Below are 26,091 nucleotides of genomic sequence, written 5' to 3' on the forward strand. Positions count from 1 at the left end.
GGCGGGGGGGCCCGCCCGGCCCCCGGGGGGGGGGGGGGGCGGGGCCTGGCCGGCCCGGGGGGGGGGGGGGGGGGGGGCGCCCCCCCCGGGCCCCCCCCCCCCACCGATCCTGCACGGGCGCCCGCCCGTACCGCCGAGGCGCGCCGGGACTGACCCGATTCGGCCCAACGCGCCTGCCGGGGGGCGGGTCACCCGACCACGGGGCTGCGGCGTTCGATCAGCGCGACGTCCCGCCACACCCCGCGGTGCCGGCCGATGCGTTCGCGGGTGCCGATGACCCGGAAGCCGGCCTTGCGGTGCAGGGCCAGGCTCGCGGTGTTCTCAGGGAAGACGCCCGACTGGACGGTCCAGATCCCCGCGGCCTCCGTGGAGGCGATGAGGGCGTCGAGCAGGGAGCCGCCGACGCCCCGGCCGCGGGCGGCGGGGTGCACGTACACGGAGTGGTCGACGACTCCGGCGTAGGCGCACCGGTCGGAGACCCGGATCACCGCCACCCACCCCAGCACCCCGCCGGTGGCGTCCAGGGCGACGAACCGGTGCTCGGGGAGTTTGACGGAGTCGAAGGTCGCCCAGCCGGGGGCGGCCGTCTCGAAGGTGGACTGCCCCTCGTCGATCCCGAGTTGATAGATCGTCAGAACCTCGTCCGCGTGCGCGGGCGTCATCGGGACGATGGACATGGCGTCGGCGGGACTCACCGTCGGCTCTCCTCGGCGTGCTCGTCGGTCAGGGGTGGAGTCGTGCGGCCCACGGTCCCACGACGGTCGCGGCGGCGGTGCTCCGGCCCGGTGACGGCGGGACGTGTGCGCCGGCGGCGCGTCTCTGGTGCGGCCTTTCGCCGCGAGTCCTGAACACCGGCCAAGTTACCCGGAGGTTTCTCGTGACTTCTTTCACAGCCCTCAGTAGAACTCGTTTCCGTTCAGCACGAGGAAGGGGAACTGCATGGACTCTCGAAGACTCGGCCACATGGAAGGAAGAGGTCTTTCCCGCCGCCGTTTCATTGCTGGAACAGGTTCTCTTCTTGGCGCCGCGACCTTGGGCGCGCTCGACCTTCCCATGGCCGCCGCCTCCTCCCGGGAGGCACTGATCGAACCCGGCGCCCAGGTCACCGCACTCGTCGTCGGCAGCGGATACGGAGGGTCCGTCACCGCGCTCCGGCTCGCACAGGCCGGCGTCGACGTCCACATGGTGGAGATGGGCATGGCGTGGGACACCCCGGGGACCGACGGCAAGATCTTCGCCAACACCACCAGCCCCGACCACCGTTCCTTCTGGCTGCGCACCCGCACCAAGCAGCCGCTGAGCAATTTCCTCGGTTTCCCGCTCGACCGGGACGTGCCCCGGTACACGGGCATCCTCGACGCCGAGGAGATGGGCGGCATCGTGGTGTACCAGGGACGCGGGGTCGGTGGCGGCTCCCTCGTCAACGGCGGGATGGCGGTGACCCCCGAGCGCAGCCGCTTCCCCGCGGTGCTCCCGTCGGTCGACGCCGACGAGATGTACGACGTCTACTACCCGCGGGCCAACAGCACCCTCGGCGTGGCGACCGTCGACCCGGCCTGGTTCGACTCGACGGAGGCGTACACGTACGCGCGCGTGGGCCGCAAACACGCCCAGCGGTCCGGGTTCCGCTTCGTGTTCGTGCCCAACGTCTACGACTGGGACTACATGAAGCGGGAGGCCGAGGGGTCGGTGACCAGGTCGGCGCTCGCCGGCGAGATCCTGTACGGCAACAACCACGGCAAGAAGTCCCTGCCCAAGACCTATCTGGCGCAGGCGCGCGCCACCGGACGGGTCACCATCTCCCCGCTGCACCGGGTGACCTCGGTGACCCCCGCCACCGGCGGCTACTCCGTCGCCATGGAACAGCTCGACACGAGCGGGAACGTCACCGCCACCAAGACGGTACGGGCGCAACGGGTGTTCTTCGCGGCCGGCAGCGTCGGCACCAGCAAACTGCTCGTCCGTCTCAAGGCGACGGGAGCGCTGCCCGGCCTCAACGACGAGGTCGGCAGAGGCTGGGGCGAGAACGGCAACGTCATGTGCGGCCGCGCCAACCACCTGTGGGACCCGACCGGGGCGCTCCAGTCGTCGATCCCGACGGCGGGCATCGACAACTGGGCGGCGGGCGGCGCGTTCGCGGAGGTGGCGCCGCTGCCGACCGGCATCGAGACCTGGGCGTCCTTCTACCTGTCCATCACGAACAACCCGCATCGCGCCCGGTTCACCTGGAACGCCTCGGCAGGGAAGGTGGAGCTCGACTGGCAGACCGCGTGGAAGCAGCCGTCGATCACCATGGCGAAGACGATCTTCGACAGGATCAACGCCAAGGAGGGGACGATCTACCGCACGGACCTGTTCGGCACCTACAAGATCTGGGGCGACCACCTCACGTACCACCCGCTGGGCGGAGTGGTACTCGACAAGGCGACGGACAACCACGGTCGGCTGCGCGGGTATGCGGGGCTGTACGTGATGGACGGGTCGCTGATCCCGGGCAACGTGAGCGTGAACCCGTTCGTCACGATCACCGCGCTCGCCGAGCGCAACATCGAGAGGATCATCGCGGACGACTTCTGACCGCGCCCGAACGTCGGGCTCGCTCCCCGCGCGGCGGGCCGGGACCCCCGGGCCCCGGCCCGCTCGTCAGGCGCCGCGCGCCGTCGGCAGGACACACACGCTGTCGATGCCCAGCACGTGGTTGAGCCGCCCGAACGCCAGCCAGGAACCGATGCTCATGCTCAGCTCCACGATCTCCGCCTGGCTGTAGTGCGCCTTCATCCGCTCCCAGAACGCGTCGTCCAGACGGTGGTGGTCGGTGGCGTAGCGCTCGGCGTACTCGGCGGCCATCCGGGTGCGTTCGTCGAAGGCGTCGGTCGTGCGCCAATGGGCGACCGCGTCCAGGAACCCGTCCTCGACCTTCTGCCCTTCGCGTTCGGTGCGCCAGTCCAGGCAGAACAGGCAGCCGTTGATCTGCGCGATCCGCAGCCGGGCGGCCTCGAACTCGCGCAGTCCGAGGGTCGTGTGCTCGTAGACGGCCAGGGAGAAGGCGCCGGCGGCCCGGCCGATCTCCGGTACGAGGTCGCCCCAGACGTACGGGATGGGGTCGGCGCCCTCGGGGATGTCGATCCGCATGATCACCTCTTTCCGAGTCGTCCCACCGCGGGGCGCAGCGGGACGTCGAGTGCGTCGTAGAGGCCCGGTCCGGCCTCGGCCAGCCAGTCGACGGCGTTCACCAGGCGCCCGGCCGCCGTCGCGTTCCCGCCGGCCGCCCTGTTCTCCCCCTCGTCGGTCGCCTCGACCGTCACCTCGATGCGCGGGCGGCCCTCGACGATCACCCGGTGGGCACCGGCTCCGCCGTCCGGCGGCGCGGGCCAGTCCGGCGCGCAGGAGGGGTGGATGCGGGTGACGTGCTCGACGACGATGCGGGGCTCGCCCGCCACCATGCCCCGCACCTCCAGGCGCACCGCCCCCTGGGTGCCGGCCCGGAACTCCCCCATCGTGGCGGTGCGTACGGTCTCCTCGAGCGGGCGGCGTTCCAGCGTCTCGTCGATGCCGTCGAGTTCGGCGCCCAGGGCGCGGGCCATCATCCGCAGCTGCCCGCCCCAGATCATCGTGGGGATGCCCTCGGCGAGCATCAGCGGCTGGTGATCGAGCGGATGCCCCATGCCGATCAGACCGCGGACGGCGTCCTCCTGGTCGTACGTGGAGTAGTCGAAGATCTCCTGGCAGCGCAGGACGTCGATCTGCGAACCGAGTCCGCTGACCAGCAGCGGGAGGACGTCGTTGGCCCAGCCGGGGTCGATGCCCGAGACGAACAGCGAGCCGCCGCCCGCCTCGGCGGCCTCCGCGAGGACGTCGCGGATCTCGCCGGGCGCGCCGGTGGGGTCGTACATGCCGTACAGGGAGGGGGTGACGACCACCGCTCCGGCGCGCAGGGCGCGGCCGACGTCCTCGATCGCGCCGTCGGGCCGTACGTCACCGGAGGCCGCGTAGACGACCGCCTGCGGGCGGGCCCCCAGCACCCCTTGCACGTCGTCGGTCGCCGCGACGCCGAGGGGCCGGCCGAGCCCGCTCAGCTCGCCCGCGTCCCTGCCGGCCTTGGCGGGGTTCGACACCAGCACGGCCACCAGGTCGAGCGCCGGGTGCGCCGCCACCGCCCGGATGGCCGCGCGCCCGACGTTGCCTGTGCCCCAGACCACCGTGGGAATCATGCGCGGAGGGTAACGACGCGCCCCTGAAGTTCCCATAGCCGTGCACGAGGAATCCGGGCCGGTTCCCGGGGTCAGCCGTCGCTCTCGTGACCCCAGCGCTCGGGCCCGACGCCACGCCAGTCGATCCAGGACGCCAGCGCCACGTCGGACGGGTCTATCTCCAGTCCCGCGCGGCGCAGGAACTCGGCGACATCGGCGAGGTTGTGGGCCAGCCCGAGGATCTCGCCGTCGACGCGCACGCGCCGGCCGCCGGTGGGCGACGGCGGATGCACGGTCACACGCGGGGTTCCGGCCATGTCCTCAGGATCATCCGGGACGTCCGGCCCCGCATTCCAACGGGTCATCGGGCGACCCGGCCGCCCGCACGGCCCAGCCGCCGCAGCTCCCACCACGCGCCCGGACCGGGTCGCCGGTGCTGCCAGTAGGGGTGGAAGAACACCTCGGCCGACAGCCGGTACAGCCGCCGGCGCAGTTCGGTGCGGCCGGGCCGCTCGGCGAGCTGCCGGTAGGTGGCGCTCCACTCCTGCTGGGCCCGGGTGAGGTCGTCGGGAAACGTACGCATGACCGAATTCAATCATGTGTTCGATTTCTAGGGCCACCGGAGCCGGACGACACCGCGACACCGGGTCGCACCCCGGCATCGCCGGCCTGGCCGGCCGGGGCAGCGCCGCGACGGCCGACGGCGCGTGCGGAAGCACGGCCCCTCCGTGACCCTGCTCGGGGACGCCGCCCACCTCATGCCGCCGCTGGGCGTCGGCGTCAACCCCGCCCTGCCGGACGTCCGCGAACTCGCCCTCGACCACCGCGACACCGTCGGCCAGGCCGTCCGCGCCCAGGAGGGGACCGTGCCGCCCCGGTCCACGGAGACGGTCCGGGTGCTCGACGGCGCCGCCGAGCACCCGCTGTCCACCGAACCGCCCGACTCCGCCGGCGCCGAGCCCGCCTGACCGGGGCCGTCAGTCCGCGGCCCCGGCCTCCTCGACCGGCGGCATGAAGGCGCGCAGCCAGCGCTCCGTCTGGGCGACATGGGCCTGGGCCGCGCCCGCCGCGGCGACCGGGTCGTGGTCGGCGATGGCGGTGGCCAGGACGCGGTGGTCGTCGTCGCTCTTCCGGCGCAGTTCGGGCCCTTCGGGCAGGGTGAAGACCTGGTACTTGCGGCTGCGGGCGCGGAAGACGGCGAGGAGGGTCGCCAGGGTGGGGTTGCCGCCCACCCGGGCGATCTCCGCGTGGAAGCGGTGGTCCAGTTCGGAGGCCTCGGCCGGGTCGCTCGTGGCCTCCATGGCGTCGATCAGGGAGAACAGGGTGCGGATGTTCTCCGGGGTGCAGCGCGCCGCCGCCTGGGCGGCCACATGGGCCTCCAGGACGCGACGGATCTCGTAGACCTCCAACAGGCCGGAGAGCGGCAGCAGTTCGAGGGTCAGGGAGAGGCTGCCGATGACGTCCTCGGGTCTCAGCTGCGAGACGTAGGTGCCCGAGCCGTGCCGGGGCTCGATGACACCGAGGGCGGCGAGCATACGGACGGCCTCGCGCAGCGACCCCCGTGAGACGCCCAGTTCCTCGCAGAGGTCGCCCTCGGGCGGGATGCGCTCGCCGGGACCGAGACGCCCTGTCCCGATCATGTGCCGTAGGCCGTGGAAGGCCTTCTCGACTGCGGACATCCGTCCCCTCTTCCTCCCCGTACGGGCCGGCGGTCACGCCGCCGCCGCCGCGGAGCACTCTAGCGAGTTTCCGATGTTCCGGCCGCGTATCACCCACAAGTCATCTGATGACTTTCACAGTACGACCCCTTGTATCCACCCCTGAAGGTGTGCAGGATGCCGAGTCATCAGATGTGTCCGGCGGACCCTGATCGTCCGCAGGACCGCCCTGCCCAGATGTGGAGACCTGTGAGCGAGACCGAGGTGACCACCGCACCACGCCCACTCCTGCTGGCCGACGGCACGCCCGCCGACCGGGCGTGGTCACTGGACCCCGACCTCAGACACCTGAACCACGGCTCCTTCGGAGCCGTCCCGCTGGTGGCCCAGGAGCGCCAGGAACTGCTGCGCGTGGAGATGGAACGCTCACCCGTGGTGTGGTTCCCGGCCCTTCCGGAGCGGCTCGCCGCCACCCGCGTGCGGCTCGCCGCGTTCCTGCGGGTCGACGCCGGCGACCTCGCCCTCGTCCCGAACGCCAGCGCCGGCGCGAGCGTCGTCTTCGCCGCGCTGACGCTGCGCCCCGGCGGGGAGATCGTCGTCACCGACCACGGCTACGGGGCCGTGACGATGGGCGCCGAGCGGCTGGCCCGCCGCTACGGCGGCCGGGTGCGCACCGCCCATGTGCCGCTCGACGCGGACGAGGAGCAGGCGTACCAGGCTGTCACCGCCGAGTTCACCGACGCCACCCAGCTCGTGGTCGTCGACCAGATCACCTCGGCGACCGCGCGGCTGCTGCCGGTCGAGCGCATCGGCGCGGAGGCCCGGCGGCGCGGCATCCCCGTCCTCGTGGACGGTGCCCACGCGCCCGGTCTCCTCGACGCGCCGCTCGCCGGTGCGACGTACGACTTCTGGACCGGCAACCTGCACAAGTGGGGCTGCGCCCCGCGCGGCACCGCGGCCCTGGTGGCGCGGGGCCCGCTGCGTGAGCGGCTGTATCCCCTCATCGACTCCTGGGCGGCGGCCGAGCCCTTCCCGGACCGCTTCGACCAGCAGGGCACGATCGACGCCACCGCCTACCTGGCGGCGCCGGCGGCCCTGGACTTCGTGGAGCGCACCTGGGGCTGGCCGGCCGCACGCCGGTACATGGACGAACTGGCCGACTACGGCGCCGGGGTGATCGGCGCCGCGTTCGCCGGGACGGCCGGCTCGGGCACCTGCGTCGACGTCGGCATGCCCGTCCCCGGCATGCGTCTGGTGCGGCTGCCGGACGGCCTCGCCGCCGACCGGCTCCAGGCCGACGCCCTGCGCGACCGGGTGGCCCGCGAGCTGGGCGTCGAGGCGGCCTTCACCAGCTTCGGCGGCGCCGGCTTCCTGCGGCTGTCCGCCCACGTCTACAACACCGCGGCCGACTACGAGTACTTCGCCGAGGAATGCGTCCCCGTCCTCGGCGTCTGGGCACGAGAGAACACAGGGAAGAGGTCAGCACGATGAGAAGAAGAACGGCGGTTCTCGCGCTCGGCACCGCCACGGCGCTGCTCCTGACCGGCTGCTCCACGATGAGCCCGGACGCGAGCGGAACGGTCACGCTCAACATGGTGGAGAGCCTGACGAACCCGACGCGCACCGCTCTGCTCAAGGACCTCATAGCCGACTTCGAGCGGCAGAACCCCAAGATCAAGGTCAACCTGGTCTCCCCGCCCACCGAGCAGGCCGACCAGAAGCTCCAGCAGATGCTGCAGTCGGGCAGCGGCGTGGACGTCCTGGAGGTCCGGGACATCACCGTCGGACCCTGGTCGAACAACGGCTGGCTGTACGACATGAAGAAGGACCTCGACGGCTGGAAGGGCTGGGAGGCGATGACGGAGAACGCCGTCAACGCCTCCAAGGACGCCCAGGGCAGGACGTACTTCGTCCCGTACGGCTTCTACGGTCTGAGTCTCTTCTACCGCACCGACCTCATCGAGAAGGCGGGCTTCGACAAGCCGCCGGCCACCTGGGAGGAGCTGCTGGAGCAGGCGTCGGCCGTCCACGACCCGTCCGCGCGGCGCTACGGCTACGCCTTCCGGGGCGGCGCCAACTCCAACAGCAACGCGACCGCCGCCATCGAGGCGTACCTCGCGGACGAGGTGGACCCGGCGAACGGCTTCAAACTGAAGGACGGGCGTACGATCTTCGCCGCCCCCGAGGCCGAGGACGCGATCGAGAACTACCTGAAGCTGTTCAAGCAGGCGTCCCCCAAGTCGTCCGTCTCCTGGGGCTATCCGGAGATGGTCGAGGCGTTCTCCAACGGCTCGACGGCGTTCCTGCTCCAGGACCCCGAGGTGATCGCCACGGTGTCGGAGTCGAAGTCGATCTCCAAGGACCAGTGGGGCACCGCGCCGCTGGTGTCGGGCCCCGGCGGCAAGACGGTGCAGCCGCTGGCCACCGCCGGCTGGGGTGTGGCCAAGGGCAGCGGCCACAAGGCCGAGGCCGTGAAGCTGGTGCAGTTCCTGTCCCAGGGCGAGGCGTCGACGTCGTTCACCAAGAAGAACAGCCTGGTGCCCATCCTCAAGTCGGCGACCGGTGATCCCTTCTACAAGTCCGACCCCTGGGCCAGCTACGTCACCATGACCGAGCAGCCGGACAAGTACCTCGTCGTCACCCAGCCGCGCGGCGTCAGCTGGTGGGCCGAGTGGCAGCAGAAGGCGGACGCCGACGTGCAGAAGCTGGTCCTCGGCAAGACCTCGCCCAAGGAGCTGCTGGCGGGCTGGGACGCGTTCTGGACCGAGAAGTGGCAGCAGGAGCAGTAGAGATGCCGGTCACGTCCAGCACGCCGTCGAAGACCACGGCGCCGGCCGAGGGGGCGGCCTCCCGCAGGGGAGGTCACCCCCGCGGGGGCCGCCGCAAGCGGGAGTTCACCACGCGGCGCGGCCTCGCCATCGCCGCCTACATGGCACCCGCCGCCCTGTTCGTGGCGGTCTTCACCTACTACCCCATGGTCGCGGGCGGCCAGATGGCCTTCCGCAACTGGAAGCTGACCGACCTCACCGACACCTCGTGGGTCGGGCTGAGGAACTTCGGCGATGTCTTCGCCGACCCCGCCTGGGGGACCGTCCTCGGCAACACCGCGGTCTGGGTGGTCGGTTCGATCGTCCCGCAGCTGGTGATCGGCTTCGCGCTCGCGCTGTGGCTGCGCCGCCGCTTCCCCTTCCGCGGCCTGTACCAGGCGCTGATCTTCTTCCCCTGGGCGATCTCCGGATTCCTCATCGGCATCCTGTTCCGCTGGATGTTCAACAGCGAGTTCGGCGTCGTCAACGACCTGCTGCAGAAGGCCGGTCTGATCGACGAGCCGATCGCCTGGCTTGCGGATCCGGACACGGCGATGGTGGCCGTCCTCGTCGCCAACGTCTGGTACGGCGTCACCTTCTTCGCGATCATGATCCTCGCCGCGCTCCAGTCGATCCCCGACGAGCTGTACGAGGCGGCCGCCCTGGACGGCGCCGGCAAGGCCCGCACGCTGTTCCGGATCACCATCCCCTACATCCGCACCACGCTGGCGCTGACCGTGCTGCTCCGGGTGATCTGGATCTTCAACTTCCCGGACCTGATCTTCGGCATGACCGGCGGCGGGCCGAACAACGAGACGCACATCGTGACCACCTGGATGATCAAGATCACTCAGCAGGGCGACTACGGCAGAGCCTCCGCGCTCGGGCTCCTCGTGGTGGCCGCGCTGCTGGTGTTCGCGGTGTTCTTCCTCATGGCCACGCGTGAGAAGAAGGGGGCGAGGCCGTGATCGGCCGGGAGTCCACGGCCGGCCGGGCCGTCAAGTTCGTCTTCCTCGGCGGGTGGCTGCTCTTCACCGTCTTCCCGCTGTACTGGATCGCCGTCACCTCGCTGAAGGCGCCCGGCGACATCTTCCATTTCCCGCTGGCGTACTGGCCCGAGCACTTCTCCCTGGAGAACTACAGCGGTCTGTTCGGCACGGCCGACTTCGGGACGTACCTCGCCAACAGCCTGATCGTGTCCCTGGTGGCCGGGGCGACCGCGACGGCGATCTCCATGCTCTCGGCCTACGTGCTGGCCCGCTTCGAGTTCCGCACCAAGTCGGCGCTGCTGATGGCGGCGCTGGTGACCCAGATGATCCCGTCGTTCATCGCCCTGGGGCCGCTCTACCTGCTGATGACGGACCTGCGCCTGGTCGACAACCGCTTCGGGCTGATCCTCGTCTACATCGCGGTGTGCGTCCCGTTCTGCACGGTGATGCTGCGCGGGTTCTTCGAGAACATCCCGGACGCCCTGGAGGAGGCCGCCATGATCGACGGCCTGTCGCGGTTCTCGGCGCTGTTCCGGGTGCTGCTGCCGGTGATGCGGCCCGGGATCATCGCCGCGTTCATCTTCAACTTCGTCAACTGCTGGAACGAGCTCTTCCTGTCGGTGACGCTGATGAACAGCGACGCGAACAAGACGGTGCCGACGGCGCTGAACGGGTTCATCTCCAGCTTCAACATCGACTGGGGCTCGATGTCCGCGGCGGCCGTGCTCACGATCCTGCCGACCATGCTGCTGTTCGCCTTCGCCAGCCGCCACATCGTCCAGGGCCTGACCTCGGGCGCAGTCAAGGGCTGAGGCGCACGCACGCACCCGGCCGGCACCCCGGGGCGCGCGCCCTGTGTGAGGTGTGCCCCTGCGGGCTACTCGGGCGGCCGAGAGGTTGGGACGACAGCCTCTTGTGGTTTCCCGGGGCCTACCCGCCCTGGGAAACCTCATACGCCCGTGCACTCCCCGTGGCAAATTCTTCCGCGTACCGCGTTCCCCGGTTTTCACACCTCTTTGCGGCCACCGATCCCGGCCCGCCGGAACAGAGTGTCCGGCTTTTGTTGTCGCCCGGCAACTGAGTTAACCTTCGTCGGATCTTTTTATCCGGCCGGACCCCGTGAACTGCGGAAACCGGTCGGTGACCAGGCCCTTCGACGGGGCCGGCGCGGTTCCGAGTCCCCGGCGCGGGGGCTCTTGGGGAGCGGAACGAGGGTGCGCATGACGAGCAAGACGACCGAGGCCGTCGAGGGGGCCCTGGGTGAGCAGGAGCTGCGGCAGCTGCTGGCCGGTCTGACCGCCGTACGGGACGGCGATTTCGGCACCCGGCTGCCGTCCGACGGCGAAGGCCTGCTCGGAGACATCGCCGATGTCTTCAACGGCATGGTCGACCAGCTGTCCGTGTTCACCTCCGAGGTGACCCGGGTGGCGCGCGAGGTCGGCACCGAAGGCACCCTGGGCGGCCAGGCGGAGGTGCCGGGCGTCTCGGGCACCTGGGCGGACCTGACCGACTCCGTCAACGCCATGGCGGGGAACCTCACCACCCAGGTGCGGGACATCGCGCAGGTCGCCACGGCGGTCGCCAAGGGTGACCTGTCGCAGAAGGTCGACGTGCCCGCACGGGGCGAGATCCTGCAGCTGAAGGAGACCGTCAACACGATGGTCGACCAGCTCTCCGCGTTCGCCGACGAGGTCACCCGCGTCGCCCGCGAGGTCGGCAGCGAGGGCCGGCTCGGCGGCCAGGCCCAGGTGCCCGGAGTCGGCGGTGTGTGGCGTGACCTGACGGACTCTGTCAACTTCATGGCGGGCAACCTGACGTCCCAGGTCCGCAACATCGCCCAGGTGACCACGGCGGTCGCGCAGGGTGACCTCTCCCAGAAGATCACCGTGGACGCGCGCGGCGAGATCCTCCAGTTGAAGAACACCATCAACACGATGGTCGACCAGCTCTCCGCCTTCGGTGACGAGGTCACCCGCGTCGCCCGCGAGGTCGGTACCGAGGGGCGCCTCGGCGGTCAGGCGGACGTCAAGGGCGTCAAGGGCACCTGGCGGGACCTCACGGACTCCGTGAACTTCATGGCGGGCAACCTCACCGCGCAGGTCCGCAACGTCGCCCAGGTCGCCACGGCGGTCGCGCAGGGTGACCTCTCCCAGAAGATCACCGTGGACGCGCGCGGCGAGATCCTGGAGCTCAAGACCACCATCAACACGATGGTCGACCAGCTCTCCGCGTTCGCCGACGAGGTCACGCGTGTCGCCCGCGAGGTGGGCACCGAGGGCAACCTGGGCGGGCAGGCCATCGTCCGGGGCGTGTCGGGCACCTGGAAGGACCTCACCGACAACGTCAACGTGATGGCGTCCAACCTGACCGGTCAGGTCCGCTCGATCGCCAAGGTCGCCACCGCCGTCGCGCGCGGCGACCTGTCGCAGAAGATCACCGTCGAGGCCAAGGGCGAGGTCGCGGCTCTCGCGGACGTCATCAACACGATGGTCGACACGCTGTCCGCGTTCGCCGACGAGGTCACCCGTGTGGCCCGCGAGGTGGGCACCGAGGGGCGTCTCGGCGGCCAGGCGCACGTGCCGAACGTGGCGGGCACCTGGAAGGACCTCACCGACAACGTCAACTCCATGGCCAACAACCTGACCGGTCAGGTCCGCAACATCGCCCTGGTGACGACCGCGGTGGCCAACGGCGACCTGTCGAAGAAGATCGACGTGGACGCCCGCGGCGAGATCCTGGAGCTGAAGACCACCATCAACACGATGGTCGACCAGCTGTCGTCGTTCGCCGCCGAGGTCACCCGCGTCGCCCGCGAGGTCGGCAGCGAGGGCAGGCTCGGCGGGCAGGCGGAGGTCGAGGGCGTCGAGGGCACCTGGAAGCGGCTGACGGAGAACGTCAACGAGCTGGCCGGCAACCTCACCCGCCAGGTCCGGGCCATCGCCGAGGTGGCCAGCGCGGTCGCCGAGGGCGACCTGACCCGCTCGATCACCGTGGAGGCGTCCGGCGAGGTCGCCGAGCTGAAGGACAACATCAACTCCATGGTGGGCTCGCTGCGGGAGACCACGCGCGCCAACCAGGAGCAGGACTGGCTCAAGACCAACCTGGCCCGGATCTCCGGCCTGATGCAGGGCCACCGCGACCTGCCGGTCGTCGCCGAGCTCATCATGGACGAGCTCGCCCCGCTGGTGTCCGCGCAGTACGGGGCCTTCTACGCGGCCGAGGACTCCGACCGCGGCCCGGAGCTGCGGCTCGTGGGGTCGTACGGCTACCCCGACGCCACCGACCGGCCGGAGCGCATCCGGGTGGGCCGCTCGCTGCTCGGCCAGGCCGCGCGCAACCGCCGTACCGTCAGCGTCGAGGAGCTGCCGGCGGACTACGTGACCATCTCCTCCGGCCTCGGGCAGACGGTCCCGCGCGCCCTGGTGGTGCTGCCCATCGTGGTCGAGGACCAGGTCCTCGGCGTGATCGAGCTGGCCTCGGTCACCCGCTTCACCCAGATCCACCAGGACTTCCTGGCCCAGCTCATGCCGACCATCGGCGTCAACCTGAACACCATCGTGGCCAACGCGCGCACCGACGAGCTGCTGGAGGAGTCGCAGCGCCTGACCGCCGAGCTCCAGGAGCGCTCCGAGGAGCTGCAGGTGCAGCAGGACGAACTCCAGCGCTCCAACGCGGAGCTGGAGGAGAAGGCGTCCCTGCTGGCCTCGCAGAACCGCGACATCGAGGCGAAGAACCTGCAGATCGAGCAGGCCCGGCAGGAACTGGAGACCCGCGCGCAGGAGCTGGCGCTGGCCTCCAAGTACAAGTCGGAGTTCCTGGCGAACATGAGCCACGAGCTGCGCACCCCGCTCAACAGCCTCCTGATCCTCGCCCAGCTGCTGGCGCAGAACCCCTCGCGCAACCTCACGCCGAAGCAGGTGGAGTACGCGGGCATCATCCACTCCGCCGGGTCGGACCTGCTCCAGCTGATCAACGACATCCTCGACCTGTCGAAGGTCGAGGCGGGCAAGATGGACGTCACTCCCGAGCAGGTTCCGCTGCGCGAGCTGCTGGAGTACGTCGAGGCGACGTTCCGCCCGATGACGACGCAGAAGAGCCTGGAGTTCACGGTGGCGACCGCGACGGGCACGCCGGCCGACCTGCTCACCGACGGCTCCCGGCTGCGGCAGGTGCTGCGCAACCTGCTCTCCAACGCGGTGAAGTTCACCGAGCAGGGCTGCGTCGAGCTGCGCATCGAGCCGGCCGCGGACCGTGAGGTGCCGATGGGCGTCCTGCGGGGCGGTCCCGTCGTGGCGTTCCGGGTCAAGGACACCGGCATCGGCATCCCCAAGCAGCAGCTGGAGACGATCTTCGGCGCGTTCCAGCAGGCGGACGGCACCACCAGCCGCAAGTACGGCGGTACCGGCCTCGGCCTGTCGATCACCCGGGAGATCGCCCATCTGCTGGGCGGTGCGGTCACGGTGGAGTCCACACCCGGTCAGGGCAGCACGTTCACCCTCTACCTGCCGGTGGCGCGGGCCGACTTCGAGGGGATGCTCGACGGCACGGGCCGGGCCGTGGAGCAGCAGGCCGAGACGGCCGAGCTGCAGTCCGCCTCGGCATCGGAGACGTCGCCCGTGAAGACGACCGAGCAGCGCAGACGCCGGCTGCTCGTCGTCGAGGGCCGCACCCGCGGCCTGCTCACCCTGGTCGCCGAGCGCGCCGTCGCGGACATCGCGACGGACGCCGACGACCGGCTCGGCGCGATCGACATCATCACGGCCGTCGGGGCACAGGAGGCGGCGAGCACCCTGGCCGCCGAGCCCTGCCACTGCGTCGTCCTCGAGCTCGGCATGGCCGACGAGGAGGGCGCGCGGCTGCTGCAGGCCATGGAGGGCGACTCGGCGCTGGCCAGCGTGCCGGTGCTGGTGCACACCGGCCACCACGTGGACCAGGCGCAGGAGCAGACGCTGCGTTCCCGGGCCAGCGGCCGGCCGCTGGACTTCCTGTCCAGCCTGGACGAGCTGCGCGAGCGCATCACCCTGCACCTGTCCGCCGAGGAGCCGGGGGACGTGCTCCAGCTGGTCCGTGCCGACGAGCCGCAGCGCGCCATCACCCAGGTCGTCGACAGCGCCTTCGCGGGCCGTACCGTGTTGGTGGTGGACGACGACGCGCGCAACCTGTTCGCGCTCAGCGGGGCGCTGGAGCTGCACGGCTTCCAGGTCCTGCACGCGGACAACGGCCGCCGGGGCATCGAGACGCTCCTCGCCCACCCGGACGTCTCGCTGGTCCTGATGGACGTGATGATGCCGGAGATGGACGGCTACGCGGCCACCGCGGAGATCCGTACGATGCCCCAGTACGCGGATCTGCCGATCATCGCCGTCACCGCCAAGGCGATGCCGGGCGACCAGGAGAAGAGCCTGGCGTCCGGGGCGAACGACTACGTCACCAAGCCCGTCGACACCAACGACCTCATCAGCCGCGTCCAGCGCTGGCTGTCGCCGTGACAGGGGGTTCACCGCCGCACGCACCAGCCGACCGCCCGGCGTCCCCGGACGTCCCCGCCGACGAACAGGTCCACCGTGAGCCATCATCTTCAGCCGACCGAGCCGGAGCCCACCGGGGCTCCCGGCGCCGAGCTGCCGCCCGACGAGGGGCACGGCACCGTGGCCTTCATCGACCGTGACGACGTCGCGGAGGTCGGGATGCCGGCCGGGGACGCCGACGTACAGCGCTCCCCCGTCGGCAGACTCGCGGCGACCGTGGAACGGCTGCGCAGGGAGGTGCGGGAGGCGCACGCCGAGGCGGACGGGCGGGCGCTGATCGAGCTGGCCAAGGGCATCCTCGTGGAGCGGCTGGGCTGCGGTCCCGCGCAGGCGGCCCGCCAGCTGGCCGAGCTGACCGAGCAGGCCGGCATCTCCCCGCTGGAGTTCGCCGTCGAGGTCATCAACCAGGCGGCACGGGACCGGGTCGCGGAGGTGACCAGCGCGTTCCTCGCGACCACGACCGGCGGCTCCGGGGACGCCGACGCGTCCTCCGCCGTGCGGCTCAGGGCCGCCGAGAGCGGCGCGCTGGCCGCCCATGACGCGCAGGCCGTGGCCGAGTCCCTGATGGAGCACGCACTGCGGCCGATCGGCGCGGAGGCCGTGGCCATCTGGGCGCTGGGCTCCGACGGCTCGCTGACCCTGGCGGGCAGCGCCGGGTTCTCGGCGGCGGAGGCGGGCCGCTGGCGGTACGTCCCGCCGGGGGTGGCGACCGTGGCGCGGCGCGGGCTGGGTGAGCGCTCGGGGCACTGGATCGGCTGTCTGTCCGACACCCAGCTGCCCTCCATCGGGCAGCACCTCCATCCCGACGGCGGCCGGGCGGCCGTACCGGCGGGCACGGGCGGCCGCATCCACGGGGTGCTGGAGATCGTGTGGCCGGCGCCGATCGAGCCGCAGTCCCCGCAGATCGTCCGTCAGGTGGAGGCGCTGGCCGAGCTGTGCGCGCACACGCTGGAGACGTCGGCGCCGCCCCGTGCGGGCGACGAGTGGCGTCCGGTGGTGCTGCCGGACGTGGCCGAGCTGATGGACCTGGCCGACGGCCTGCACGACCCGGCGCTGGTGCTGCTGCCGCATCTGGACGCGGACGGGGAGCTGGTCGACTTCCGCATCCATCACGTCAACAGCCGTTTCCTGGACCCGAGCGGCCGGCCCCGGAGCGTCGTCAGCGGTTCGCTGCTGCTGGAGGCGTTTCCGATGGCCGCCGGGGAGAGCGAGCTGTTCGAGCAGGTCGAGCGGGTCTACGCCACGGGTGAGCCGTTCCGGGCCCGGCGTATGCGGCTGACCGCGCTGGTGGACGAAGTGCCGCTGGCGGCGGTCGCGGACATCCACGCGAGCCGGCACGGCGGCTGTGTCCTGCTGATCTGGCGCCTGGAGGACGAGACGGCACGGCTGGCGAGCCTTCTCCAGCACGCGCAGCGCCTCGGCCGGATCGGCGGGTTCGAGGAGAACCTGCTGACCGGTGAGATCACCTGGAACATGCAGCTGTACGACCTGTACGGCAAGCCGCCGTCCGACGGCCCGATCCCGTTGGAGAACCTGCCGGCGCACGCCCACCCGGACGACGCGGTGCCCATCGGGCGGTTCCTGCGCACGCTGCTGCACCACCGGCGGCCCGCCTCGGCGGCCTTCCGGCTCCAGCGCCCCGACGGGGTGACCCGGCACATCCGTGTGGTGGCCGAGCCGGAGCTGGACACCGACGGCCGGCTGTTCGTCGTCCGGGGCGCCTACCAGGACATCTCCGCGCACCACTGGACGGAGGTGGCGCTGGCCGCCACACGGGACCAGCTCGCCCACTCCGAGCAGCAGGCCAGTGAGCGCAACCGGCTGGCCCTGCAGCTCCAGCACGCGATCATGCCGCCCGCGCAGGCCCCGCTGGACGCCCCGGGCCTGCGGGTGGCGGTGCGCTACCGGCCGGCGGAGACCCAGCACCTGGTCGGCGGCGACTGGTACGACGCGGTCGTGCTGCCGTCGCGGCTGGTGCTGCTGTGCGTGGGGGACGTGGCCGGGCACGGCATAGACGCCGCGACCAGCATGGTGGTGCTGCGCAACGCGCTGCGCGGCCTCGCGGTGACGGGGGCCGGGCCCGCCCAGCTGCTGTCCTGGCTCAACATGGTGGTCCACCATCTGACCGGCGGTGTCACGGCGACGGCGGTGTGCGCCCTGTACGACCCGGAGCGGCACACGCTGCGCTGGGCCCGGGCCGGGCATCTGCCGCCCGTCCTGGTGCGCGGCACCGAGGCCAGCCCGCTGCCGCTGGTCAAGGGTCTGCTGCTGGGCGCCCTGCCGGAGGCGACGTACGAGGAGGGTGAGGTCCAGCTGGCCGTCGACGACACCCTGCTGATGTACACGGACGGCCTGATCGAACGGCGGGACCGGTCCGTGGAGGAGTCGCTGACGCAGCTGCTGGTGGCCGCGCGGACGGTGCCGCCGACGCTGGAGCAGCAGCTGGACCGGCTGCTCACGTACAGCAGGTCCGACACGGACGACGACACCTGCATCGTCGGGGTCCGCGTGGCCTGAGGGCCGTGGACCGGCCGGGTGCCGCTCACCCGACCGGTCCATCGCCCGGTGGTCCGATCAGTGAGTGAAACGCGGGTCACAGGTCTGCCAGGACGAAAGCAGGGCACCTGAACTCCTACTTCACCCCATTCGGAAGAGGAGTTGCGAACATGGCGAAGGACCTCACCCCCAAGTACACGGTGCCGGGCATCGAGCGCGAGGCGGCGGGGCGGCTCATCGACGTCCTGCGCCTGCGGCTGCACGCCCTCAACGACCTTCACCTCACCCTGAAGCACGTGCACTGGAACGTGGTGGGCCCGCACTTCATCGCCGTGCACCAGATGATCGATCCGCAGGTGGACCGGGTGCGCGACATGGCCGACGACGCGGCGGAGCGCATCGCCGCGCTCGGCGGGGTCGCGCAGGGGACGCCGGGTTCCCTGGTCAAGGAGCGGACCTGGGACGACTACTCGATCGGCCGGGAGGACGCGCTGGCGCACCTCGGTGCCCTCGACCTCGTCTACACCGGTGTGATCGAGGACGTCCGGGACGCCATCAAGGTGGTCGGGGAGATCGACCCGGCCACGGAGGACCTGCTCATCGAGCAGCTGCGGGACCTGGAGCAGTTCCAGTGGTTCGTCCGGGCCCACCTGGAGAACGCGGGCGGCACGCTGGCCACGGCGCGCGCCGGCACGGAGACGGAGGCGGCCGAGGCCGCCAAGCGCTGACCCGTGAGGGCGGGCGCCCTCATCCGTCCTGCTGGACCCGTTCGGCGCAGAGCCCCGGTCGCGACCCGCGCGGCCGGGGCTCTTCGGTGTGCTCAGGCGGTGCGGGAGGTGTCGCCGCCGGGTGCGTCGAGGCGGGACAGCCAGGTGGTCAGCAGGGTCTCCAGCGTCTCCGCCTCGGCGGGCGTCAGCAGGTCCAGCAGGCGCCGCTCGTTGCGCATGTGGTCGGTGAACGCCCGGTCGATCAGTTCCCGGCCGGGCGCGGTGAGCGCCACGATCCGGCCCCGCTGCTCAACCCGGTCACCGGTGTACTGCTGGGTGTCGCGGTCGCCGGGGAGGCCCTGACCCTCCAGCAGTGCGGAGGGCTCGCCCTGGTCCTGCTCGGGGTCGCCCTGGGCCGTCCCCGGCCGCCCGCTCCGGTGCCGGACACATGGGCCGCGCCCCGGGTGTTACGGCCGGCCGGAGCTGGGTACCCGGCCCGATCCGGCCTCGCACGGGGCCTGCCGCGGCCGAGATTGACGGGCCGAGCGGTGGGCTGCGAGGCTCGGGGAGCAGTACGAGAACGTGATGTCGTCGAACGAAGGGTGATCAGGTCCGTATGACGCGGAGCTGACGAATATGACGCGTGTGGAAGGCTCCTCGCCCCTGGGGCAGGAGCTCATGTCGTCCGTGGGTACCGCGTGGATGCGGGCACCCTACCCCGCTCTGGTCGTGGACCCGACCGGCGCCCTGGTGGAGATCAACGCTCAGGCCGCCCGGCTCTTCCCGGCGGCCGGCCGGGGCGTCCCCCTCGCCGAGGTGGCGCCGGACTGGCTCGTGGAGGGCCACCGGCGGGCTGCCGTCGCAGGGGACGACGCCGGCGGCCCCGTGCGCGGCCGTCACGAGCAGTGGACGCTGGAGGCGTACGCGACGCTCGGCGCGCACGGCCAGGTGGTGTGGTGGCTCGTCGACGACACCCACCGGGAGCTCGCCGAGACGGCCCTCAGGAACGAGCAGGAGCGCACCGGCTTCCTCGCCGAGGCCTCCAACCGGCTGCTGGCCTCCCTGAACCCCGAGCGCTGCATGGAGGTCGCGGTCGAACTCGCCTCCCAGTTCCTGGCCGACGCCGCCGTCCTCGTCTCGCCCACCTCCGGACGCCGCCACCCGCTCTCCCTCTGCGCCGGTGGCGAGGTCCAGCACCGGACGCTGCGGATCGACCCCGCCGACGTCCCCGGCCTGAGGGAGGCCCTGCAGGGCTTCCCGCCCGTGCCGTCCCGCTGGATCGACCCGTCCGCGCTGCCGGAGTGGGCTCTGCCGGACGGCTTCTCCGGACCGGTGGGGTCCGTCGTGGTCACGCCCCTTCCGGGGCACGGCGTCCCGGCCGGTGCGCTGATCCTGCTGCGGCGCGGCGACCACGCCGCCTTCGACACCTCCGAGGAGGTCTTCGCGCGGGTCTTCGCCGCCCGCGCGGGCGCCGCCCTGTCCGCGGCCCGCCTCTACATGGAGCAGAGCTCCATCACGGCGACGCTCATGGAGGACCTGCTGCCCCCGCTGCTGCGACGCGTCCACGGCGTGGAGTTCGCCGGCAGCTACCGGGCCGCCCAGGACACCGAGCGCGTCGGCGGGGACTTCTACGACGTCCACCCCGGCGCCGCCCCCCACGAGAAGACCCTCGCGGTGCTGGGCGACGTGTGCGGCAAGGGCCTGGAGGCCGCCGTGCTGACCGGGAAGATCCGCAGCACGCTCCAGGCGCTGCTCCCGCTGGCCGGTGACCACCAGCATCTGCTGCGCCTGCTCAACGGCACGCTGCTCAACAGCCGCCACACCCGGTTCACCACCCTGGTGCTGGCCTCGGTCCTGCGCCAGGAGAACACCACGCATCTGTGGCTGACCAGCGCCGGGCACCCGCTGCCGCTGATCGTCCGGCAGGACGGCACCGTCGAGGAGGCACGGACGGCCGGCACCCTGATCGGCGTGCTGCCGGACGTGAAGTCGGTCACCGCCGAGGTGGACCTGCGGCCGGGCGAGACCTGCCTGCTGTTCACCGACGGGGTCACCGAGGCCCGCGGCGGGCCGCTCGACGACGTGATGTTCGGCGACGCCCGGCTGCGGGCCGCGCTCGCGGAGTGCGCCGGCATGCCCGCCGAGGCCGTCGTCGAGCGGATCCACATGCTCGTCGCCGAATGGATCGGCGACAACCGGCACGACGACATCGCCGTGATGGCGATCACCGCGCCCCGGACGACCCATCTCACAGCCGTGGACGGCCACACGGCGGGCAGGTACACCGCATGACAGATGTGACCACCGCACACGAGGACGGGACGCTCACGCGGGCCCGTGCGGAGCTGTGGCGGGCGGTGTGCTCCCGGGACGAGGACGCCGCCGCCCGGGCCGTGTTCACCGCGCTGGACGACGGCGCCGACGCGGAGGACGTCCTCCTGGACGTCATCGCCCACACCCAGCGGGAGGTCGGCCGCGCCTGGGCCGAGAACCGCTTCACGGTCGCCCAGGAGCACTCCGCCACCGCGATCCACGAGCGGATCATCGCCGCCATGGCGCACCGCGTCCCGGCAGCGGACGCCGAGACCCCCGCGACCACGGTGACCGTGGCCTGCGTGGACGGCGAATGGCACGCGCTGCCGGCCCGGCTGCTGGCGGAGGTGCTGCGGCTGCGCGGCCACCGGGTGGACTTCCTGGGCGCCCAGATCCCCACCCCGCACCTCATCTCCCATCTGCACACCACCGCGCCGAGCGCCGTGGCCCTGTCGTCCTCGCTGCCCCTGCGGCTGCCGGCCGCGCACACCGCGATCACCGCCGTCCAGGCCATCGGCATCCCGGTCGTCGCCGGGGGCGCCGCCTTCGGGACCGACGGCCGGCACGCCCGGCTGCTCGGTGCCGACGCCTGGGCCCCGGACGCCCGGACCGCCGCCGGCCTGCTGGAGCGCGGGCTGCCCCGTCCGGCCGGCGGTGCCGTGCGGCACAGCGTCGACGACCTGCCGCACCTGGTCGACCAGGAGTACACGCTGGTGACCCGCTCCAAGCGGCAGCTGGTCAGGAGCACCCTGGCGGGGCTGGAGGAACGGCTGCCCGCGATGCGCGCCTACAGCGAGGCCCAGCGCGAGCGCACCGCCGAGGACGTCATGCACATCGTGGAGTTCCTCGCCTGCGCCCTCTACACCGACGACGGTGACCTGTTCACCGGCTTCCTGGACTGGACGGCCGATATCCTGGAGGCCCGCCGGGTGCCCGCGCGCGTGCTGGACCCCGCCCTGGTGCTGCTCCAGGAGGAACTCAAGGACTTCCCCCGTACGCTCGGCCTCCTCGGCCAGGGACGCGACACGCTGCGCCGGCGTGACACCCGTCCTCCCGTTCCCGGACCCGGCGCACCCCTATGAGCACCGCATCCGACGACACCCTCTTCCACCTGGACACGGCCCTCGACGCCGCCGGTGACGCGCACATCCGCATCACCGGCGACCTCGACTGGGACAGCGCCGACGAGCTCACCGAGGCCGCGCGCGCCCTGCTGTCCACCGACCCGGCGCCCCGGCGGCTGCACCTGGACTGCGCCCGGCTGACGCTGTGCGACTCGCTCGGTCTGGCCTCGCTGCTCATGGTCCACCGCGCCACGGCCGAGGCGGGCACCCGGCTGCACCTGGTCAACCGGCCCGCCCCGCTGCGGCGCCTGCTGGACATGACCGGCACCGCCGACCTCTTCGACGACGCCACGGGCCGTGCCGCCGAGGCCCCGGACGCCTCCGGCGAGGCCGGCGCGGTGCCCCCTCCCCCACCACCGCCCCGGACCTGACGCGTCCGGCACCCGCCCTGCACCCGGCCGTCACGGCACCCCCATTTCTCCGGCACGCGGCGACCTGTGAGAATGCTCCGGTGAACGACGAAGCCGAGATCATCGAGACCTTGGTCGAAGAGGTGCGGGTCGTCCGGGTCACCGGCGAGTTCGACGCCGACGAGGCCGACGCCGTCACCGAGGCCCTCTCCGCACCCCGCGACGGCGGCGCGGCCGCCACCGTCGTCGACCTGGGCGGGGTGAAGTTCGCCGACTCCTCCCTGCTGCACGCGCTCCTGACCGCCCGGCAGGGCCACGCCGCGGCCGGCCTGCCGTTCGTCCTGGTGGCGGTGAGCCCGCACGTGCGGCGCCTGCTGGACCTCACGGACACCGCCCGCGTCTTCCCCATGGCACCCGACCTCGCGTCGGCGCTGGACCTCATCCGCGACGAGATCCGTTCTCGTCGCGGATGACCAGCCATACATCAGCGGTTATGTGGGAACCAGGAAAGGGGTGTTAGGGGCAAGTGGGGCATGAAGGAGGAGATGTGACCGCAGTCGAATTCGCCGCCGCAAGGACGCAGCGGCCCGTCACCGCCGCCATGGCCCGCTCTCACGTCCGGGCTCTCCTGGGCGAACGATCCGAGGGAGCGGGCGCCTCCCCCACCGTGGTCGACGACATCCTGCTGGTCGTCACCGAGCTCGTCACCAACGCCGTACGGCACGGCGGCGGTCTCGTCGCGTTCGACGCCACGCTCGACGGCGACCAGCTCACCGTCAGCGTCACCGACGCCTCGCCGGCCGCCCCGCGCACGGTGCCGCGCACCCGCGCCGCCACTCCGGGCGGCTTCGGATGGCCCCTGGTGCAGCAGCTCGGCCGGGAGGTCACCGTCACCCCCACGGCTCAGGGCAAGACGATCCGGGTGGTCATGGCGGTCGGCCCGGACGCGTAGCGGACCGGAGCCCAGGGGGCGTTCCCCCGTTCGCCTCGCGGGGTGTCCCGCTCTCTCTCCCCCCGGGGTCGCCCGCGGACGGCGGCTCCGGCTCGGGAGGAGTGCCGATGTCCGGACGGTTCGAGACGACCTTCGAGGTCGACCGGACCGTGGAGGCGGTGTTCGACCATCTCGTCGACGGCCGCGACGACCCGCAGTCCAGCCCCCGCGTGCAGAGGATCGAACGCCTCCCCGACACTCCGACCGCCGTGGGCACCGTCTTCCGCGGCACCGTCAAGGACGCCGGGACGAGGACGGCCCGGGAGTTCCGCATCACCGAGCTCCAGGCGCCGGCGCGGATCCGGTGGGCCGAGGTGTCCAGGAACAGCGTGACGGCCGACGAGGGTGGCTACGAGCCGGAGCCGGTGGGCGACGGCCGCACCCGGGTCCATCTCTCCGACGTCCTGGAGGGCCACGGGATCGGCAGGCTCCTGGTGGGCCTGGCCGTGGCCGCCGCCCGCAAGGACGCGCCCGCGTTCGGCGAACGGATCAAGGCGGCGGCGGAGACGGCCGTCGCCCCGCGCTGAACCCATCGCTCGGCCGGGCGCGGCCCGCGGTCAGGCGAGGGGGTCGTGCCCCCAGTTCATCAGCGAGTGCCGCCAGCGGCTGTCCTTCACGTCGGCCGACGGCCGCTGGGCCCGATGGCGGCGGACGTACCCGACGACCTTGCGCATGTGCCCGTAGTCGTCGTCCGTCAGGTCGCCCTTCTTCGTGCGGAGGATCTCGGCGATCCGCCGCCCGGATGCGTGCCCGGTGGACTCGCCGCCGTCCTTGTGCTGTCCGGCCTCGCGTGACTCCTCGGTCTCCAGCCACTCGTCGAGCCGGGACGGTGTCATGTTCACCACTTCCCGGAACTCGCTCCACGTTTCCTGGCGCTCCGCGTCGTCCACGCCGTCCCCCTTCCGCCGGTTGCCGGGGTGTCCCGGTCCAGCCTGCGGGCGCCGGGCCCGTTCCGCGGCTTCCGCTCCCGCGGCCAGCCCGGCCTCGGTCCCGTCGCGGAGCCGGTCCAGGCGGCCCACCACCGGGCCCGCCGTCACCCCGTGCACGACGACCGAGACCATCACGGTGAACGTCACCACCGCCCACAGCTCGCGCGCCGGGACCGGGAAGGCGTGGTGGCCGAGGGCGTACGCGAGGTAGTACAGCGACCCGATGCCGCGGATGCCGTAGGCGGCGATCACCCCGCGTTCCCGGCGGCCCGGCTGCCCCCCGAGGAGCCCCACCCAGCCGGCCCAGGGACGGATCACCGCGAGCAGCAGCACCGCCGTGACCGCGCCCTGCCAGGTCAGGGCGGCGAGGCCGCCCCGTGCGACGAACGCGCCCAGCAGGAACAGCACGGCCGCGGTGAACAGCCGCTCGATCTGCTCGACGAAGTCGTGCAGGACCTTGTGGAAGCCGTGGGCGCGCTCGGCCGCCCGCAGCGCGCACGCGGTGACGAACACCGCCAGGAAGCCGTATCCGCCGACCAGTTCCGTCACCCCGTACGACAGGAAGGTCGCCCCCAGCGCCACGAAGCCCTCCCGGTGCTCCGACAGCCGCAGCACCGGCCGGCGGGTCCAGAAGAACAGCCAGCCCAGCAGCCGTCCGACCACCAGGCCGCTCACCACCCCGACCACGCACTTGAGGATCACGTCCTGCGCGACCCAGGTGCCGATCCAGTCGGTCGACCAGCCGCTGCCCGCGGCGGCCACCAGCGCCAGCGCCGCGTAGGTCAGCGGGAAGGCGAGACCGTCGTTGAGTCCCGCCTCGCTCGTCAGGGAGAAGCGCACCTCGTCCTCGTCGTGCGGGTCCTCGGTGGGCTCCCCCACCCGGACCTCGGAGGCGAGCACCGGATCGGTCGGCGCCAGGACCGCGGCGAGCAGGAGCGCGGCGGCGGGCGGCCAGTCCAGCAGCCACCAGGCGGTCAGCGCGGTCAGCGCGACGGTGAGCGGCATGGTGATGCCCAGCAGCCGCCAGGTGGTGCCCCAGCGCCGCAGGCCGACGGGCCGGTTGAGGGCCAGCCCGGCGCCCATGAGCGCGATGATCACCCCGGCCTCGGTGACGTGCTCGGTGACCAGCCGGTCGGCGACCGGATCCACCTCGGGCAGCGGCAGGGGCAGCAGGTACACGCCGGCGCCGGCCGCCAGGAACACCAGCGGCAGTGACAGCGGCCTCCCGGCCACGACCCTCGGCAGCACCGCCGCGAGCAGCGCGCCCGCGCCCAGCCACGCGCTCACCGCATCGCCGATGGTCACCGTGCCCTGCCCGCCCTTCCGTCATGCCGTGTGCTCTCCCACGCGTCGCGCTGGGCCACGGCCGCCACCCTGGACCCGGCCCGCGTACCCGTGCACGGACGTCCCATGACCGCGTGTTTGCCCCGGCCGTCGCGTGTCCGGGACGGTTACCGCCGCGCGGCCCGGGAACGCGGTCAGCCGGAACACCCGAGGCAAGGCTGGTGCAGCGATGACCGAGTACGAGCGTTCCCGCACGATGCCCGCGCAGCCGGAACAGGTCTTCGACCAGGCCGCCGACCTCGACCGATTGGACACCTGGCTGCCGGAGGCCCTGCACGTCGAGCCGGAGGTCCTGCCCGCCGTGACCGTGCACGAGGACCGCACCGACGCGGACACCTCGGCGCTGCTGCGGTCCCGGCCGGACCAGATGCGGCTGGAGTGGGGCACGCGCGAGGACGGCAGTTACGCGGGGTGGCTCCAGGTCGCCGGGATCGACAGCGGCGCCAGCGAGGTGACCGTCCATCTGTCCTTCCTCAACAAGCGCCACGACCCCGGGGAGGCGCGGGTCGGCGACGCCCTCGACGGCAGTCTGGCCCGCCTGGAGGAACAGGTGCGGATACGCGTCGGCAACGCGGCTTCCTAATGCTGTTTGTCAAGCGGCCGTCGTGACTGGCGGTGTCACTTCGTAGCACCGTCGGTCACGGACCAGGGCCCAGAGGACGTTG

22 protein-coding genes and 3 pseudogenes are annotated in these 26,091 nt (G+C 72.0%); 16 read left to right on the forward strand and 9 right to left on the reverse strand.

All coding sequences use genetic code 11. The annotated features are described in order from the left end of the window. Nucleotides 1-188: 188 nt before the first annotated feature. On the reverse strand, nt 189-677 hold the full coding sequence (locus ACFRAC_RS27450; protein ID WP_382931932.1) for a GNAT family N-acetyltransferase: 489 nt from the start codon (nt 675-677) through the stop codon (nt 189-191). 262 nt (nt 678-939) lie between these two features. Between ACFRAC_RS27450 and ACFRAC_RS27455 the strand changes: the two genes are divergently transcribed. Further along, nucleotides 940-2,577: a GMC oxidoreductase gene (locus ACFRAC_RS27455; RefSeq protein WP_382931768.1), complete on the forward strand. Its 1,638-nt coding sequence runs from the start codon at nt 940-942 to the stop codon at nt 2,575-2,577. A 66-nt stretch (nt 2,578-2,643) separates the two neighbouring features. Here the strand turns inward: ACFRAC_RS27455 and ACFRAC_RS27460 are convergent, their stop codons facing one another. From ACFRAC_RS27460 to ACFRAC_RS27475, 4 genes are all read right to left on the reverse strand, one after another. Next, nucleotides 2,644-3,132 carry a carboxymuconolactone decarboxylase family protein gene (locus ACFRAC_RS27460; protein ID WP_382931773.1) on the reverse strand — a complete coding sequence of 163 codons (489 nt, stop codon included), beginning with the start codon at nt 3,130-3,132 and terminating at the stop codon, nt 2,644-2,646. Between the two features lie 2 nt (nt 3,133-3,134). Beyond that, a complete protein-coding gene (locus ACFRAC_RS27465) occupies nt 3,135-4,211 on the reverse strand; it encodes a dihydrodipicolinate reductase (protein WP_382931777.1) in 1,077 nt (358 codons plus the stop codon). A gap of 71 nt (nt 4,212-4,282) precedes the next feature. After that, the gene (locus tag ACFRAC_RS27470) at nt 4,283-4,507 is read right to left on the reverse strand and encodes a hypothetical protein (protein WP_382931784.1); all 225 of its coding nucleotides are present in this window, start codon (nt 4,505-4,507) and stop codon (nt 4,283-4,285) included. A gap of 44 nt (nt 4,508-4,551) precedes the next feature. Continuing rightward, nucleotides 4,552-4,773, reverse strand: a complete 222-nt coding sequence (locus tag ACFRAC_RS27475; protein WP_361349428.1) for a hypothetical protein — start codon at nt 4,771-4,773, stop codon at nt 4,552-4,554. A gap of 130 nt (nt 4,774-4,903) precedes the next feature. Between ACFRAC_RS27475 and ACFRAC_RS27480 the strand changes: the two are divergent. Continuing rightward, nucleotides 4,904-5,158 (forward strand): annotated as a pseudogene (locus tag ACFRAC_RS27480) (FAD-dependent monooxygenase); the annotation flags it as partial. A 9-nt stretch (nt 5,159-5,167) separates the two neighbouring features. Here ACFRAC_RS27480 and ACFRAC_RS27485 read toward each other — a convergent pair. Then, nucleotides 5,168-5,869 carry a FadR/GntR family transcriptional regulator gene (locus ACFRAC_RS27485; protein WP_382931790.1) on the reverse strand — a complete coding sequence of 234 codons (702 nt, stop codon included), beginning with the start codon at nt 5,867-5,869 and terminating at the stop codon, nt 5,168-5,170. 228 nt (nt 5,870-6,097) lie between these two features. On the opposite strand from ACFRAC_RS27485, the gene ACFRAC_RS27490 reads away from it, so the two are divergent. The 7 genes from ACFRAC_RS27490 (at nt 6,098) to ACFRAC_RS27520 (ending at nt 18,396) form a co-directional block, all read left to right on the forward strand. Beyond that, nucleotides 6,098-7,339: an aminotransferase class V-fold PLP-dependent enzyme gene (locus tag ACFRAC_RS27490; RefSeq protein ID WP_382931797.1), complete on the forward strand. Its 1,242-nt coding sequence runs from the start codon at nt 6,098-6,100 to the stop codon at nt 7,337-7,339. Continuing rightward, complete coding sequence (locus ACFRAC_RS27495) at nt 7,336-8,637, forward strand: ABC transporter substrate-binding protein (protein WP_382931807.1); 1,302 nt, start codon at nt 7,336-7,338, stop codon at nt 8,635-8,637. Before ACFRAC_RS27490 ends, ACFRAC_RS27495 begins: the two co-directional genes overlap by 4 nt. 2 nt (nt 8,638-8,639) lie before the next feature. Continuing rightward, nucleotides 8,640-9,623: a carbohydrate ABC transporter permease gene (locus tag ACFRAC_RS27500; RefSeq protein WP_382931819.1), complete on the forward strand. Its 984-nt coding sequence runs from the start codon at nt 8,640-8,642 to the stop codon at nt 9,621-9,623. Beyond that, nucleotides 9,620-10,456 (forward strand): carbohydrate ABC transporter permease, encoded by an 837-nt coding sequence (locus tag ACFRAC_RS27505; protein WP_382931832.1) that lies wholly within the window; start codon nt 9,620-9,622, stop codon nt 10,454-10,456. The genes ACFRAC_RS27500 and ACFRAC_RS27505 overlap by 4 nt, the downstream gene beginning before the upstream one ends. A gap of 408 nt (nt 10,457-10,864) precedes the next feature. Then, nucleotides 10,865-15,133 carry a HAMP domain-containing protein gene (locus ACFRAC_RS27510; protein ID WP_382931841.1) on the forward strand — a complete coding sequence of 1,423 codons (4,269 nt, stop codon included), beginning with the start codon at nt 10,865-10,867 and terminating at the stop codon, nt 15,131-15,133. A 198-nt stretch (nt 15,134-15,331) separates the two neighbouring features. After that, a complete protein-coding gene (locus tag ACFRAC_RS27515; RefSeq protein WP_382931943.1) occupies nt 15,332-17,689 on the forward strand; it encodes a SpoIIE family protein phosphatase in 2,358 nt (785 codons plus the stop codon). Nucleotides 17,690-17,838: 149 nt separating this feature from the next. Next, complete coding sequence (locus tag ACFRAC_RS27520; protein ID WP_382931846.1) at nt 17,839-18,396, forward strand: Dps family protein; 558 nt, start codon at nt 17,839-17,841, stop codon at nt 18,394-18,396. Nucleotides 18,397-18,488: 92 nt separating this feature from the next. Here the strand turns inward: ACFRAC_RS27520 and ACFRAC_RS27525 are convergent. Beyond that, nucleotides 18,489-18,686, reverse strand: a pseudogene (locus ACFRAC_RS27525) (MarR family transcriptional regulator); the annotation flags it as partial. Between the two features lie 325 nt (nt 18,687-19,011). Between ACFRAC_RS27525 and ACFRAC_RS27530 the strand changes: the two are divergent. From ACFRAC_RS27530 to ACFRAC_RS27555, 6 genes are all read left to right on the forward strand, one after another. Next, nucleotides 19,012-20,667, forward strand: a complete 1,656-nt coding sequence (locus ACFRAC_RS27530; RefSeq protein ID WP_382931859.1) for a PP2C family protein-serine/threonine phosphatase — start codon at nt 19,012-19,014, stop codon at nt 20,665-20,667. Beyond that, nucleotides 20,664-21,770 (forward strand): B12-binding domain-containing protein, encoded by a 1,107-nt coding sequence (locus ACFRAC_RS27535; protein WP_382931867.1) that lies wholly within the window; start codon nt 20,664-20,666, stop codon nt 21,768-21,770. The genes ACFRAC_RS27530 and ACFRAC_RS27535 overlap by 4 nt, the downstream gene beginning before the upstream one ends. Continuing rightward, the gene (locus ACFRAC_RS27540) at nt 21,767-22,183 is read left to right on the forward strand and encodes an STAS domain-containing protein (RefSeq protein ID WP_382931874.1); all 417 of its coding nucleotides are present in this window, start codon (nt 21,767-21,769) and stop codon (nt 22,181-22,183) included. The genes ACFRAC_RS27535 and ACFRAC_RS27540 overlap by 4 nt, the downstream gene beginning before the upstream one ends. 80 nt (nt 22,184-22,263) lie before the next feature. Beyond that, entirely contained in the window at nt 22,264-22,635 is a 372-nt protein-coding gene (locus ACFRAC_RS27545) for an STAS domain-containing protein (RefSeq protein ID WP_382931882.1), read from the forward strand. 74 nt (nt 22,636-22,709) lie between these two features. Continuing rightward, the gene (locus tag ACFRAC_RS27550; protein ID WP_382931886.1) at nt 22,710-23,114 is read left to right on the forward strand and encodes an ATP-binding protein; all 405 of its coding nucleotides are present in this window, start codon (nt 22,710-22,712) and stop codon (nt 23,112-23,114) included. A gap of 107 nt (nt 23,115-23,221) precedes the next feature. Next, nucleotides 23,222-23,680: an SRPBCC family protein gene (locus tag ACFRAC_RS27555; protein WP_382931897.1), complete on the forward strand. Its 459-nt coding sequence runs from the start codon at nt 23,222-23,224 to the stop codon at nt 23,678-23,680. A 30-nt stretch (nt 23,681-23,710) separates the two neighbouring features. On the opposite strand, the gene ACFRAC_RS27560 is transcribed toward ACFRAC_RS27555, so the two are convergent. Next, nucleotides 23,711-24,043, reverse strand: coding sequence for a DUF3140 domain-containing protein (locus tag ACFRAC_RS27560; RefSeq protein WP_382931950.1), 333 nt, complete (start codon nt 24,041-24,043; stop codon nt 23,711-23,713). 105 nt (nt 24,044-24,148) lie between these two features. Beyond that, nucleotides 24,149-25,387 (reverse strand): annotated as a pseudogene (locus tag ACFRAC_RS27565) (cation:proton antiporter); the annotation flags it as partial. A gap of 208 nt (nt 25,388-25,595) precedes the next feature. On the opposite strand from ACFRAC_RS27565, the gene ACFRAC_RS27570 reads away from it, so the two are divergent. Next, nucleotides 25,596-26,009: an SRPBCC family protein gene (locus ACFRAC_RS27570; protein ID WP_382931906.1), complete on the forward strand. Its 414-nt coding sequence runs from the start codon at nt 25,596-25,598 to the stop codon at nt 26,007-26,009. Nucleotides 26,010-26,091 lie beyond the last annotated feature (82 nt).

Source organism: Streptomyces sp. NPDC056628 (assembly GCF_042792555.1).
Classification (GTDB): domain Bacteria; phylum Actinomycetota; class Actinomycetes; order Streptomycetales; family Streptomycetaceae; genus Streptomyces.